Below are 13,767 nucleotides of genomic sequence, written 5' to 3'. Positions count from 1 at the left end.
CGGAAGCTACCGAAGCACGAGATTCTTCTGAGTCCAGTTTTTTCAACAGGAGCATTAGAATCCGCACGTGATCATTTGAAACAGTCATTGGATCAGAAACAACCAAAGTTCGTTTCGCCCCACCCTGCAGCCGTCGAGAAGACATCAGGCCCCACTTCTCCGAATGTCAGCTTTTCGGCTAGTGATAGCCGCGCGCTCAGCGTATCTTTGCATCTATGGCGATCACGATTGAAAAACAGGCTGCTGCGCACGCAAAGGGCCTGTACCTTGCTCTTCAAGACGAACGAGTTTACGAGTTCCTCGACGATAAGCCACCGAACTCTTTGGAAGCTGTAACCGCAGATATTGAAAGGCGTTTGAAAGGCGCGCCAGCATCCAGTGGTGAAACATGGCTGAACTGGACCGTCTTCGAGGAAGACGTCGTTGTTGGCTACACACAGGCGACGATCAGTCGGGATGGCAAGGCAAGTTTGGCCTATGTTCTCTCACCAATCGTTTGGGGACGCTCGGTTGCATATACTGCTTGCGTATTGACGTTGGCCGAGCTTGAGGCGCGATATTCGGTCTATGAGATCATTGCGGACACAGAGCAGCACAATATACGATCGCATGCACTTCTCGAAAGGCTTGGATTTAGCCGAGAGCATGAAGATGGGCATGATGTGTTCTACAAGAGGACATTGCCGCTTGCGCTGTGAATGGCCGTTTCGTCCGGCCCTGCCACCATCTAAACGCCTTGCAGAGAAGGTCCGCCGAGAGCCCAAACTCACCTCAATCTTAGTGCAGTATATTGCGACCGCAGAATATATTCCCAACCACTGCAAGCAAACGATTGTGACGCCCTTTGCTCGCATCTTTGGCGACAATTTTTGTTCTCTTGATCCGCATAGCAGACCATGCACACATGAAAGGCGAAGGCGCATCAGAATTGTCATCACGAGAAGCCGAGATTGCGTTCTGAATAGCTTGGTAGTGTTATTGAGGGAGATAGAAATGAACATTTCAATACGACTTTTCGGAGCAGTGGCAGCCGTTGCCTGTTATTCGACATCAGCGGTAGCACAGTCTTCAGATGAGACGCAAATAAAACCCAAAGTGCTGTTCGTCCAACACGCGGATGAGGTAAGCCTGTCTGACGGAACACTCACCTTGACTGGTGTGAATAACAACTTGATTGCTTTCACAGACTGACCGTTTCGTGTCGCGAGCGTAGTGCCAACGGCAAAACTGATCGAAATCTGGAACAAGGGCAACGATGACTTTGCTGAAGATCCGCCCAATGCTGCAGTTGTCGGAGAAGTTTACGGCAAAGCAACGTCATTGATTGTGGAGATCACCAACCCTCAAATGGCAGATGGCAATCTCACGTTTAACTACGTCATTTTGGAGGGTCAGGATGCCGTTACGCTTAAGAAGAGTTATGTGGTCATAGATGAAACTTGGTGGGGAGATTTAGATTCTATTGTAGGTGTAGGTGACGATCTTACTGGTCAGAACGGTGCTCCCCTGCTGACAATTAGTAATATCAAGCACTAATCTCAACTGGGCTTCAGAAATTGGAACACGGGGAAGGTCATCCACGCAGCGTTCACGTATCGCACGCGAACTATTCTCGTTTTATTGGCTCCGATTTGCTCAAAGTTGTGGGGTTTCTTTAGGGACGAGATCCCAAATTTGAGCTCTAGCTAAACAGCCAACAGGAGTGGCGCGTTAGGGCAGGGCGCTTGCGCGCCCTGCGTCGAATTCATTTTGCGAGCCCACAGTGGTCAGGGATACGACCATTATTGACGGCGCTTAAACAACGCCAATACTAGCGTAGATTCCAATGTCAGTTCTTCCCGCAAGGTTTCATTTTGAAGAGCTCTGAATTTCACACTCGCGGCTAATGGCAGGTTCGACAGGCTGCGGCGTAGAATGGGTCAATTGGAAGGGAAGGCAGCTGTGGGCCGCCATTCCTAAGCCGAGTTGCAGACGCCACTTAATAACCATTGGCGGGAAAAGTCGTGCCCTTGATCGGACAAGGCAGGCTCAAGCACAGAGTCCGTGTTGTCAAACGGCTTGGTGAGCTGGCTGCCTTACTTCTGCGTGATTGTGCAAACAGCTGTGTTGGTTCCGGACTTTGCAACAGAGTTTCCCAGAGGCTCTCAAACAGGTTCAATAACACTCGAGGCCAGAGTGGGAGGAAGCGGTTCGGGCCTAGCGCATGTTGTTGTCATGTCAACGAAACGACCGCTCTCGGCCGATTTCAGTATTGCCGTCATGACATCCACGCTGTGCACCGCAAGTTCAAGCGCGCAACGGTGAGGCGAACTGGAGCGCAGGCCGGAGATCATATCGGCCAATCCTGCACAACGATAATTGGCGCGCGGTTCTGGGTCCTGAAGGTTTTCGTTGGGAATTCCGAAGGGGTGCTCCCACGGTTCAACGACTTCGGTCAGACCGTCCTCGCCTGCGATTTTGAGCGGGCCGCCGAAAAAGTTCGGGTCGGGCACAAACAATGATCCGGTGCTGCCGTAGAGTTCCATGTTGCTGTGAGTATGTGCTTTCACATCCCAACTGGTACCAAGGTTGATAATAGCGCCTGAGGCGAACTCCAGGATGGCCATCAGTGTGGTTGGTGTTTTTACCGGGACGGTTTCACCGCGACGTGGTTCTGACTGTATTATGCGTTCAGAAAATGCTGTCTGGGACAAAGCGGCTACCCTGTTTACCGGACCCAGCAAGTTCACCAGGTTGGTTATGTAGTATGGCCCGATATCCAGTACCGGCCCGGCGCCGGGCAGGAAGAAGAAGTCGGGATCGGGATGCCAATGTTCCATTCCTGGCCCCATCACATAGGCGGTTCCCGAAATGACCTTGCCGATGGCCCCGTCGTCAATCAATTGCCGAGCCTGCTGGTGACTGCCGCCCAGAAACGTATCCGGTGCCGACCCGACACGCAGACCACGCTCGGCCGCTACTTGCGAAAGCTTCGCGCCCTCATCTTTGGTTAGAACGATCGGCTTTTCGGAATAGACATGTTTACCGGCTTCAAGAATAGCTTTGGACACCGCAAAATGCGCCGCAGGCACGGTAAGGTTCACAGCGAGGTCGATGTCGTCCGCCCGCAACAGGGCTTCGACCGACTGAGCTCGGATGCCAAACTCTGCTGCCCTGGCGGCCGCCGCGGCTGGGTTCTGATCAGCAATGGCGCGGACCTCAAAGCCTTTGAACAACGGTGAAAGTCTCAGATATGCCGCCGAGATGTTCCCGGCTCCGATGATCCCGACCCCAAACATGTCCATTAAGATCCCTCCACGAACGATTTTGCAGCTTCAATCGATCGCCGGGCGAACCGGGTGTGATCGGACGGGTTGTCGTGTTCCATTATGAAGTGACGTGCGCTTGTGTCCTGCAATCCTGCGAAAAAAGCGGGCCAGTCCAGCGTCCCGTGACCGACATCGGCCCAGCCATCCTCGTCCACGCAGGTTCCAACAATCGCAATGTCCTTGACATGCACGGCGCGCAGCCGATCGCCGTAGCGTTTGATGTAGTCGAACGGATCACGTCGGCCCCGGACAACCCAGGCCACGTCAAGTTCCAGCAGCAGATCATCCGCGGCCTGTAGAATCAGATCCAGAGGCGTTTCGGGGATACCCAGATCAGCCAGCTCGAAATCATGATTGTGCCAGCCAATGGCGAGCCCTGCGTCCTGCAAGGATTTGCCGGCCTCGGCCAACGACTTCCCGAACTCCTCCCATCCTTTCGCATCCGATGGACGGTCATCGGGCATAAGAAAGGGAAAAAACACGGTCCCGACATCAAACTGGCGGCACAACGCGATGACTTGATCCGGGGACTGGCGCACAAATTCCTGCCCAAAGTGGGCCGTTGGCATGCGCAGACCGGTTTGCTCCATCCCCGCCCGTAGTTGAGCCAGCAAACCGGCATCCTGAAACAGCGCCCCGTAGCCCTCAATTTCCTCGTACCCATATGAGGCCAACAAGCTCAGTGTATCGGTGAGCGGAGGAAAATTCCGGGAACTGTAAAGCTGGTAGCCGAATGAGGTCATTACACATCCTTTTCAGTGGGGCCATAGGTGGCGGACCGCAGGTCTCGCAACACAAATTGCGGTTCGGGTCCGGATACGGTCGGGGTGAACGTCAGGTGCACTGGCGCATCGGGCAGGACTAGCATGGCGTTGTCTGAAAACCGCCCTGGTCGATCCGCTTCGAGACCTGCAAAAAAGGCCGGCCGGTCCGTTGTAAGGGTCAGATCCGTGTGATCTCTGCCCTTTCTGGTTGCCAGTCGAAGATGCGCTTCGGGCAAGTCATAGCTCTTGTAAGCCAATGGCGCGTGGTGATCTGTCTGCACTGACCCGTTCGGCAAAGTCGCCCGATACAGCAGGATTTCCTCGGGTGCTACTGCGCCTTTCGGTACCTGCAAAAGTTCTGTGGCTCGGTCAGTCGCAATGGTCGCCCTGACATCTCCAAGACCGCGTTCACGCCCGTCCATCCTGAGGACGCTTGCGGTCAGAGTGACTTCGCACGGTTCTTTTGTGTCATTGACGACCACTAGGGCGTACCCATCGCGGTTTGGTACAACGGTGACACACACCGCGGCAAAGAATCTGCGGGCCATGTGGTGCAGCAGTTTCCAGCCGCCGCCGTAGTCCAGAGATGACCAACTGGCCACTGGCCAGGTGTCGTTCAGTTGCCAGTACAGCGTACCCATGCAACGCGGCTTTTGCGCGCGCCAATGTGACACAGCGGTTTTGATCGCCAGGCCTTGCTGAACCTGACTGAGATAGACAAAATTTTCGAATCCATCGGGGAACCGAAAGTACCGAAACATGGTCTCAGCAATACGGGCGTTGCCGCCCGCATTTTTCTGGTGGCTTTCGAGAACCGGGGCGGCGATGTTGAAATCCTGTGTGTTTGCGAAAGTGCTGATTACATCCATCGATGGATAAGACTGAAACCCGAATTCGCTACAAAACCGGGGGGCAACGTCGCGGTAGTGGTCAAAGTCGCGCCCCTCGTGCCAGACCGACCAGAAATGCATGTCGCCCGCACGGTCATCGTGCCAGCCATCACCGAAGTCGAGCGGCCCAAGCGACGGAGAAGATGGCCACCAATTGGCATTACGACCCAGCGTGTCCTTGACTGCCCGTTCAACCGTTCGGTTCAGCCGGTCGTAAGCCGCCAGGTATCGGTCACGGTTCTGGACGCTCTCCTCATACCAGCCCAACGCGCCAACCAGTTCATTGTCTCCGCACCAAAGGGCGACACATGCATGGGTCGACAGGCGCGCGGCCTGCTCGGCCACTTCCGTGTAAACATCTTCCAGAAATGCATCATGGGCTGGATACAAATTGCACGAAAACATGGCGTCCTGCCAGATCATTAAACCCAACTCATCGCAGGCAGCATAGAAACTATCAGGCTCATAGCGCCCACCGCCCCAGACCCGGAGCATATTCATATTTGCGTCCACAGCGGATTGCAGCAGATCACGGGTTTTCCCTGGGGCGATCCGTCCCGGCAATGCATCGGCCGGTATCCAGTTCGCGCCACGGCAAAACACGTCGATCCCGTTCACTTTTAACCTGAAGCTCGTGCCGACATCATCCGGTTCGGTGACAAGGCGAATATCCCGCACACCGACGCGCCGGGTCTCGGTCACGTCGTCAGCGACCAGCGTCAACGGGTACAGGGTCTGAGCCCCAAGGCCCGCTGGCCACCACAAGTCAGGGTTTTCAACTACGAATTCAGCCCTGACAGCTCCCGCCTCATCGGCAGACACGGTCTGCGACTGCCCGGCGAAACGAACCTCTGCGTTGCGGGCTCCGTCAAGCCGGGCCTGAACCGTCAAGGTTGCCTGATTTTCCGCGTGAACCTGCGTCGTGCGGATGTACGAAAAATACGGCTGGTCCTTTGGAACCAGACGCATGTCGCCATAGATGCCGAAAGGGGCCAGCGCAATGTTCCAGTCCCAGCCGAAATCGCACTGAACCTTGCGCAGCATATTCCCGTTCGGGATCGGGCAATTCCGGGGATGGCTGGGCACCGGATACGGCAGTTCAGCCTGCCGGGCCGCGCTTTCCCGAACGCCGGACCGCAGGGTGATCCGCAGCATGTTTTCGCCCTGACGCGCGGCCTGTGAGACGTCGACCCGGTAGCTTCGGAAGGCGTTGGCCGTTTTCAGGACTGTGGTCCCATTCAGCTCGATTTCGCTGACCGTATCGATCTCGGACAGACATAGGGTGCAGGCGGGATTGTCCAGGCGAAACGTCCGTTCAAACACCCAATCGCGTTCGGCAATCCAACGCAGATCGTATTCGTTGCGCCCGGCATATGGGTCGGGGATCAGCCCCGCCTCGTACAGGGAGGTGATCCCGTCACCCGGCAGCCGGATCGTCAGATCATAATCGCCGTCAACATCTCGCATACGCCAGTGACCCGTCAGGTCGATGGCATGGCCGTTCGGCAGACCCTTCACAGCCGCACCTCGGTCTCTGCGTCGAAAAACGAGGCCTTGGATAAGTCGATCCCGATTCTCAGATGATCGCCGGGCTGAATGCCGGTTTGACCATCCAGCCGTACGCGGAACGGTTCCCCCGCAAAACGGGTCCAGGCGAGCGTGTCGGACCCCATAGGTTCGACAACTTCAACGGGGACGTCGGTGCTGAACGTCACCGCCTCGGCAGTTGCGCCTGTCACCACATGTTCGGGACGGATGCCCATCGTGGCCGGGCCGCCGGGCTGCCGAGCAAAATGATACTCGTCGACCGACAGCACCTGATCCTTGGTTTCGAACCGCCCTTCGCTCAACAGACCTTCAAGGAAATTCATCGCCGGAGAGCCCACAAAATCCGCCACATAGCGATTGCCCGGCCGGTTGTAGATCTCCGTGGGTGAGGCCAGTTGTTGAATCTGCCCGCCCTTCATCACCGCGATCCGGTCTGCGAGGGTCAGCGCCTCGACCTGATCATGGGTGACGTAGATGATAGTGTTTCTCAGTTGCTGGTGCAGGCGCTTGATCTCGACCCGCAAATCGGCGCGTAGCTTGGCGTCCAGATTGCTGAGTGGCTCGTCAAACAGAAACACATCAGCATCGCGCACCAAGGCTCTGCCAATGGCGACACGCTGCCGTTGACCACCCGACAGCGCCGCAGGCTTGCGTTTTAGCAACGGTTCGATCTGCAAAATTTCTGCTGCCCGCGCCACCCGTCTGTTGATTTCATCTCGCGGCATACGCGCGTTTTTCAGGCCGAAGGAGAGGTTTCCTTCAACCGTCATCTGCGGATAAAGCGCATAGGACTGAAAAACCATTCCGATACCCCGGTCCGAGGGTTCCTCCCATGTTACATTGCGGTCCTTAATGAAAATCTGGCCGTCTGTGACCTCAAGCAATCCGGCGATGCAGTTCAGCAGCGTGGATTTTCCGCAGCCTGACGAGCCAAGCAGAACCAGAAACTCTCCATCCTCGATATTCAGGTTCAGCTCCTTGAGCACTTCGACGGTGCCGAAGCTCAGATCCAGATCGCGTATTTCAACGGAATGCATGTTCACCCTTTCACGGCCCCGGCGGCGATGCCGCGTACAAAAAGCTTGCCGGAGACAAAATAGATGGTCAGGGGCACCAGACCCGTCAGCAGCGTTGCCGCCATGTTGACGTTGTATTCTTTTACGCCCTGTACCGAGTTGACAATGTTGTTCAGCTGTACCGTCATCGGATAGGTTTCGGGTTTGGTATAGATCACACCGAACAGGAAATCGTTCCAGATACCAGTCACTTGCAGGATGATCGCCACCACGAAGATCGGCAGGGACATCGGCAGCATGATGCGGAAATAGATACTCCAGAACCTCGCGCCATCGACGCGGGCCGCCTTATGCAGGTCTTCGGGGATCGAGGTGAAATAGTTCCGGAACAGCAGCGTCAGGATCGGCATGCCAAAGATCGTATGCACCAGGACCAGCCCGCCCAGATCGCCCATCAGCCCAATCTCGCGCAGGATGATAACCAGCGGGTACAGCATCGTTTGATAGGGGATGAACGCGCCGACGATCAGGATGGTAAAGAACACCTCGGACCCTTTGAACCGCCAGCGCGCCAGCGCGTAGCCGTTGACCGAAGCGATCGCGATGGAAAGGATCACCGATGGGATCAGGATTTTGACCGAATTCCCGAAGCCGCGGCTCAGCCCGTCGCAGTTTATGCCGGTGCAGGCCTGCGCCCAGGCTTTGACCCAAGGCTCAAAGGTAATTTCTAGCGGCGGGGAAAAGATGTTCCCGGCCCGAATCTCTGGCATGCCTTTCAGCGATGTCACCACCATCACGTAAAGCGGCAGCAGGTAGTAGAACGACACCACAATCAGCGTGCCGTAAAGGAAGATGTTCGCTCTGCTAAAGCTGCGTTTCGGCTTTGGGCCGCGCGGCCCTTCGGCATAGCGGTCGGAGGACAGATCAACCACGTTTGCGCCCTCCGAATTCCAGATAGGCCCAGGGGATCAGGATGATCACCACCGAGATCAGCATCATCGTCGAGGCGGCAAATCCCTGACCCAGATTCTGGGCGCGGAACATGTATTGGATCACGTATTTGGCAGGCACTTCCGAGGCTATGCCGGGCCCGCCATTGGTCAGCGCCACCACAAGATCGTACAGCTTGATGATCCCGCTTGTTATCAGGACAAGCGCGGTGACAAAAACCGGCCGCATCATCGGAATAATCACCACGATATAGGTTTTGACCGTGCCGATACCGTCGACTCTGGCGGCTTTCCAGATGTCTTCGTCGATCCCCCGCAGCCCGGCCAGCATTATGACCATGATCAACCCGGTCCCCTGCCACAGACCGGCAATCAGAATTCCGTACATCACAATGTCAGGGTCGTTCAGCGGGTTGAAGGTAAAGCTTTCCCACCCAAGGCCACGCACCACATACTGAATGCCCAGGTCCGGGTTCAGAATCCATTGCCAGGCCAGACCGGTCACAATGAAGCTCAGCGCGAAGGGATATAGGAAGATTGTCCGAAACACATTTTCGCCCCGGATCTTGCGATCCAGCAGGGCGGCAAGCGTGAACCCGATGACCAGTGTGAAGATCAGGGACAGAATGCCGTAGAGCGCGAGGTTCTCAATCGATTCCAACCATCGCCGGGTCGTCCAGAGCCGCTCGTACTGATCAAGCCCCACAAAGTTGAGCTTGGGCAGCAGTTTGGAAGACGTGAAGGAATGCACCACCGTCCAGGCCGTGCCTCCCACAAACACTACCAGAGCTGTCAGGATCATGGGGATCGAGGCGATCTTGGCCGACAGATTGCGAAACAGCGATACGGGCCTTTTTGTGTGTCGGCGGTCAAGCGAGTTGTCGGATGTCAGGTCTGACATGATAGTCCTCTGCGCGCAGTTCACCTGCCCGAGGGTGCAAATCCCCGGACAGGTGGACCTGTGAGTGGTGCTCTATTCTGCGGACCGGATGATGTCAGCGTAACGTTCCTGAGCGTCCGCCGCGGACATGTCAGTCGACCAGAACTCGGCCATCAGATCTTCGATTTGCGTCTGTGTGTCAGGTGTAAGGTTCATCTCGCCGGACGGCAAAACACCTCCGGCCTTGAGGATATCCAAACCTTTTTGCATGCATTCGTTTGCTGCAGACAGATCGATGTCGCCCCGCACCGGCAGCGAACCCTTCTTCAGATTGAAAGCGACCTGAACTTCCGGCGCGATCAGGGTCGAGGCAAGAGCCATCTGCGCCTTCTGAATCTCTGGGTCATCTACAACAGGGAAATAGAATGCATCACCACCAGTATCGAGGACTTTATTCATGCCGAGACCGGGAAGACAGGTGTAATCCTCTCCGGCCACCTGCTCAGCGATCTGAAACTCTCCCTGCGCCCAGTCCCCCATGATCTGAGCCCCAGCCTTACCAGTGATCACCATATTTGTGGCCTGGTTCCAGTCCTGAATATTCGAGTCGGCGGCGAGCTGGCGCGCCGTTTCAATCGCTGCGAAGACCTCCTTGTATTCCGGTCCCATTGCGGCATCTGCATCCCGCTCGACCACCACCTTGCGCCAGGCATCCACGCCGGCGATCGCAATAGCAAGAACGCCGAATGCACCGTTCTGCTGCCAACTTTGCTGCCCCATCGCCAGAGGCACTATGCCTGCCTCCTGCAATTTGGGAGCAGTCTCCACAAATTCGTTCCAGTTAGTTGGCACAGGAATACCAGCCGTCTCGTATGCTCCGTGGCTGAGCCAGATCCATTGCCATGAGTGGATATTGACTGGAACGCAGTAAATGCGGCCCTCGTATGTACAGGCCTCCAGCAATGATGAGGGGTTCACAATGTCCTTCCATCCCTCCTGCTCGGCCAGCTCGGTCAGATCCGTCAGCAGCCCGGCCTCGATCAGTTCTTCAGACTGCCGGCCATGATTCAGCTGCGTCGCGCCCATCGGGTCACCACCGATAATACGACTGATGATGATCGGGCGTGCCGTGCCACCCGACCCCGCGATCGCCCCATCCACCCAGTTATGATCGGTAACTTCATTGAATGCTTTAGCAAATTCGGAAACAGCTGCAGCTTCGCCCCCGGATGTCCACCAATGTGTGACCTCTAGGTCCGCCGCATGGGCCGCGCCGGCCCCTGTCAGGACTGTTCCGGCGAATATTTTTGCCAAACGATTCATTGATTCCTCCCAATCTAAATCGATATAGTGGACGACTGTAACGCTTTAGAAGCTTTTTGCAACGGATTTACACGCACCGCCAACAAAGCTAGGTTCAGGGAATAAAATATCGGTGCAGGCGAAATCCACTTTGGCCGTAAAGCCCGGAACAAACATGTTAGGCAAGCGTTCAAATGCCCCCTCCAGGGAACTCCCGACCAACATTGCGCACCATCGCCGAGCTTGCGGGACTGGCGGTGCCCACCGTGTCACGCGCTCTGAACGACGCACCGGATATTGGCTTGGCTACCAAGGAAAAGGTGCGCGCTATTGCCGAGCAGATCGGCTACATCCCGAACCGTGCCGGCTTGCGTCTTCGCACGGGCAAGACCAACGTAATCTCGTTGGTCCTGTGTTCGGATCATGAAGTGACCGATCATACCGGTCAGCTTGTATCGTCGATCGCGCATGCGTTGCGTAGCACCCGTTACCATCTGATTGTGACCCCCTATTTTCCTGGTGAGGATCCAATGCAACCGGTCCGCTACATCCTTGAGACCGGATCAGCGGATGCGCTGATCCTGAACCGTATTGAAGTCGAGGACCCACGTGTCGTCCACCTTCTGGAACGCAAGTTCCCTTTTGCCACCTACGGCCGGTCGAAATGGCGGGATCAGCATCCGTATTTCGACTTTGACAATACATCCTTCGGAAAGATCGCGGCCCAGGAACTAATCCGCTGTGGCCGTCGGCGCATTGCGATGCTGACGCCCCCTCTCAGTCAGAACTATTCACAGGATATGCTCCGGGGCGCGCAGGAGGTGATCTCACAGACCGATGCGCACTTCCAAACCATCTCGGCGCTTACCAGCGACGAAAGTGGGGAAAGCATAAAGCGGGGAATTACAGCGCTCTTGACAGATCAGACCGATATCGACGGTATTATCGCTCCATCCTCAACAGCAGCAATTTTCGCCAGCGTTGGGGCAGAACGGGCCGGTCGGGTCATTGGGCATGATCTGGACATTTTTGCCAAAGAGGCTGTGCCGTTTCTGAAACACTTCCGGGAGGCAATCAAGGTGGTCAGAGAAGATGTTCAGAACGCAGGCAGCTTTCTAGCCAGAGCGGCCATCCAGGCAATCGAGTCACCGGAAGAAAAACCGAGCCAGGATCTTGTTTCTGCCCGCTTGGCGTGACTTCGGTTTCATCATGTAAATAGGAAAAGCGATCCAATAGCATGATCCGCCTTTTTTCGGTGGGTCAGATTAAACAGGACCCAGGGCGGCCCTGGTGTGGTCCGATTGCTCCCCACGGCTAGGACAACAAGGTTTTTCTGAGGTCCGCTTTAGCATTCACAGCGCGAATTTGGCGGCCGCAGCGAACGGCAGCTTGGTGGCCGATTTTCCCGTGCCTTGCCCGATCAATTGCAGGCGCGGAGAAAGTTGGTTTTGTCCCGCACAGCTGACCTTGAGCCCGCTGGTTAACCTGGTCCGGCGGAGACCGGCCCAGGGGCGGGCATGCCGATCCGTGCCTCCGCCAATAGAAAAGGGCGACGTGTACCGAGAATTGATCTTAACCGTCAGGCAGATCCGCTTTGGGAAGGCCACCAGGTCTCGGATCAGATCGATGAGCTTGTGGGAGATCGATGTGATGTTGCCGGCGCCGTAGGTGAACCGTTCATAGGTTCCGAACGCATCAGCCCCATCCGTTTTTGCCTTTTCGCGGGTTAGACAGCATCAACACCGTTGCCAGTGAAGGTCCTCGCTCACGTGTTTCTTCAAGATGAACATAAGCGGGCAGTCGGGGAAGCCGCTCTCGATCTGCGTAAAGATCAAGAGCTTCAACACCTAATTTCCCCTGCGCCTACAGCGCATTCCTCGCGAGACAAATTAGGTGCTGACATCCCCTTGGTGCCCGCTTTGGCCATGTTCATCGAAACACTCAAAAGCGAGGATCCAGCAATGGCAACTTAAACTCTGAAACTGAACGTCAAAACCGGCCAAAAAGATGGCAAAAATTTCTGGGACCGCTGCGGCGTAGCCTTCGTACATACCGACGACCGGTTCAACATCACATCGATCCAGGTAAAGCACAACATGTTCCCCAGTGTCGACATGGTGGCCTTCCCTAAGCGGAGCAGTGAAGACGATTGAACCAAGGACGGGCGGCACAAGTCGCCCTTTCTTTTGCTCCGGCAGTCCCGGCACGGCACAGTTGGTGATCGCGGGCAGGGGGATCAAAGGTGAACAGGCTGAATTCCAGAAAATACAGGGCCGTGCCCTGAGAAACCTAGCACATAAACTAGAGACATAGCGCCAGTGTGCCATCGGCCCTGTTCGGGTACAAAAAGAGCATCACCACTCGCACGACGCCGCTACAGCATTTGCGCGCCTAAGACCCCCTGGCGCACCGGAAGCGCTCCCTTAGTTATACCGGGAGAATGCTGTAGCGGCGTATCTGAACGCCTTTTATCAGCGCATCAAGGAACGCAAGGGATCAGGCAAAGCCATTATTGCCACCGCCCGGAAGTTGCTCTCGATAATCTATGACACGCTGAAGAACGGCTGGATATTCGAGGTTTTTCCGGCCTTCATTATCAAACAAAAACAAACGCCTACTGGACAACCATCATAGGAGATCCGCGCGCGACGCGCGGTTCACATTTGTTTTTGACAGGGCAGGGCGCACGGGCACGCCCGCTTAGCCCCACCCAGGCATTATCTGTATTTGCGATAGCAGCCCGCCGAGGCGGACTGCTCTTGCCTGGTTTCCCGCTTGAGCGCGGCCCCTGATCAGTCGCGCACCATAAAGCTGTTGGCAGGCCCTGCTTCCCCGCAACTGGAGACGGGGCAGCTCCTGCGAATTTTCATTCCGCCTGTGAATTGCTGAAATGAGCCAAAGCTCTTGATGGCATAAGGACAAGGAAGCGAAGAGCGCAACGATCACTTATATCTCAAGTTTACGGGAATCCCCCAATTGGAAACCTGTGAGGGTTTGGTACAAACACAGCCAGAACGAGGTGCGTGGATAGACCCCCTCTCTAATGCGCCGATAACGTTAGGGGATCAGTCATCCTCCTTTCTGATCCCCTCATGCGTTCCCTTCAATC

General features: G+C 55.9%; 12 protein-coding genes. 4 read left to right on the top strand and 8 right to left on the bottom strand.

Features of this window, described 5'->3' with window-relative positions; genetic code table 11:
- The first annotated feature begins 215 nt into the window (after positions 1 to 215).
- The 3 genes from ACR0MP_RS19900 (at position 216) to ACR0MP_RS19890 (ending at position 1,536) form a co-directional block, all read left to right on the top strand.
- The gene (locus tag ACR0MP_RS19900; RefSeq protein ID WP_480887759.1) at positions 216 to 698 is read left to right on the top strand and encodes a GNAT family N-acetyltransferase; all 483 of its coding nucleotides are present in this window, start codon (positions 216 to 218) and stop codon (positions 696 to 698) included.
- Positions 699 to 993: 295 nt separating this feature from the next.
- Positions 994 to 1,191, top strand: a complete 198-nt coding sequence (locus ACR0MP_RS19895) for a hypothetical protein (RefSeq protein ID WP_480887761.1) — start codon at positions 994 to 996, stop codon at positions 1,189 to 1,191.
- 21 nt (positions 1,192 to 1,212) lie between these two features.
- Positions 1,213 to 1,536, top strand: a complete 324-nt coding sequence (locus tag ACR0MP_RS19890) for a hypothetical protein (protein WP_480887763.1) — start codon at positions 1,213 to 1,215, stop codon at positions 1,534 to 1,536.
- 608 nt (positions 1,537 to 2,144) lie between these two features.
- Here ACR0MP_RS19890 and ACR0MP_RS19885 read toward each other — a convergent pair.
- The 7 genes from ACR0MP_RS19885 to ACR0MP_RS19855 all read right to left on the bottom strand — a co-directional run bounded on the left by ACR0MP_RS19885 (position 2,145) and on the right by ACR0MP_RS19855 (position 10,679).
- Positions 2,145 to 3,284, bottom strand: a complete 1,140-nt coding sequence (locus tag ACR0MP_RS19885; protein WP_480887765.1) for a Gfo/Idh/MocA family protein — start codon at positions 3,282 to 3,284, stop codon at positions 2,145 to 2,147.
- Complete coding sequence (locus ACR0MP_RS19880) at positions 3,284 to 4,051, bottom strand: sugar phosphate isomerase/epimerase family protein (protein ID WP_480887767.1); 768 nt, start codon at positions 4,049 to 4,051, stop codon at positions 3,284 to 3,286. Before ACR0MP_RS19880 ends, ACR0MP_RS19885 begins: the two co-directional genes overlap by 1 nt.
- On the bottom strand, positions 4,051 to 6,480 hold the full coding sequence (locus tag ACR0MP_RS19875) for a beta-mannosidase (RefSeq protein ID WP_480887769.1): 2,430 nt from the start codon (positions 6,478 to 6,480) through the stop codon (positions 4,051 to 4,053). The genes ACR0MP_RS19880 and ACR0MP_RS19875 overlap by 1 nt, the downstream gene beginning before the upstream one ends.
- Entirely contained in the window at positions 6,477 to 7,547 is a 1,071-nt protein-coding gene (locus ACR0MP_RS19870) for an ABC transporter ATP-binding protein (RefSeq protein WP_480887771.1), read from the bottom strand. The genes ACR0MP_RS19875 and ACR0MP_RS19870 overlap by 4 nt, the downstream gene beginning before the upstream one ends.
- Positions 7,548 to 7,549: 2 nt before the next feature.
- A complete protein-coding gene (locus ACR0MP_RS19865) occupies positions 7,550 to 8,458 on the bottom strand; it encodes a carbohydrate ABC transporter permease (RefSeq protein WP_480887773.1) in 909 nt (302 codons plus the stop codon).
- Positions 8,451 to 9,377 (bottom strand): carbohydrate ABC transporter permease, encoded by a 927-nt coding sequence (locus ACR0MP_RS19860; RefSeq protein WP_480887775.1) that lies wholly within the window; start codon positions 9,375 to 9,377, stop codon positions 8,451 to 8,453. The genes ACR0MP_RS19865 and ACR0MP_RS19860 overlap by 8 nt, the downstream gene beginning before the upstream one ends.
- A gap of 72 nt (positions 9,378 to 9,449) precedes the next feature.
- Positions 9,450 to 10,679, bottom strand: coding sequence for an ABC transporter substrate-binding protein (locus ACR0MP_RS19855; protein ID WP_480887777.1), 1,230 nt, complete (start codon positions 10,677 to 10,679; stop codon positions 9,450 to 9,452).
- Positions 10,680 to 10,852: 173 nt separating this feature from the next.
- Between ACR0MP_RS19855 and ACR0MP_RS19850 the strand changes: the two genes are divergently transcribed.
- Positions 10,853 to 11,854 (top strand): LacI family transcriptional regulator, encoded by a 1,002-nt coding sequence (locus tag ACR0MP_RS19850; protein ID WP_480887779.1) that lies wholly within the window; start codon positions 10,853 to 10,855, stop codon positions 11,852 to 11,854.
- 693 nt (positions 11,855 to 12,547) lie between these two features.
- On the opposite strand, the gene ACR0MP_RS19845 is transcribed toward ACR0MP_RS19850, so the two are convergent.
- A complete protein-coding gene (locus ACR0MP_RS19845) occupies positions 12,548 to 12,985 on the bottom strand; it encodes a hypothetical protein (protein ID WP_480893864.1) in 438 nt (145 codons plus the stop codon).
- Positions 12,986 to 13,767 lie beyond the last annotated feature (782 nt).

This window comes from Ruegeria sp. K3 (assembly GCF_056531845.1).
The sequence above is the reverse complement of the archived record's forward strand: the minus strand, read 5'-3'. Positions and strand labels throughout refer to the sequence as shown.

Bases quoted from the DNA above. Each gene is read 5' to 3' on its own strand.
- ACR0MP_RS19895 (WP_480887761.1), top strand. From the start codon at position 994: ATGAACATTTCAATACGACTTTTCGGAGCAGTGGCAGCCGTTGCCTGT.
- ACR0MP_RS19870 (WP_480887771.1), bottom strand. From the start codon at position 7,547: ATGCATTCCGTTGAAATACGCGATCTGGATCTGAGCTTCGGCACCGTC.
- ACR0MP_RS19880 (WP_480887767.1), bottom strand. From the start codon at position 4,051: ATGACCTCATTCGGCTACCAGCTTTACAGTTCCCGGAATTTTCCTCCG.
- ACR0MP_RS19885 (WP_480887765.1), bottom strand. From the start codon at position 3,284: ATGGACATGTTTGGGGTCGGGATCATCGGAGCCGGGAACATCTCGGCG.
- ACR0MP_RS19850 (WP_480887779.1), top strand. From the start codon at position 10,853: ATGCCCCCTCCAGGGAACTCCCGACCAACATTGCGCACCATCGCCGAG.
- ACR0MP_RS19855 (WP_480887777.1), bottom strand. From the start codon at position 10,679: ATGAATCGTTTGGCAAAAATATTCGCCGGAACAGTCCTGACAGGGGCC.
- ACR0MP_RS19860 (WP_480887775.1), bottom strand. From the start codon at position 9,377: ATGTCAGACCTGACATCCGACAACTCGCTTGACCGCCGACACACAAAA.
- ACR0MP_RS19845 (WP_480893864.1), bottom strand. From the start codon at position 12,985: ATGGCACACTGGCGCTATGTCTCTAGTTTATGTGCTAGGTTTCTCAGG.
- ACR0MP_RS19900 (WP_480887759.1), top strand. From the start codon at position 216: ATGGCGATCACGATTGAAAAACAGGCTGCTGCGCACGCAAAGGGCCTG.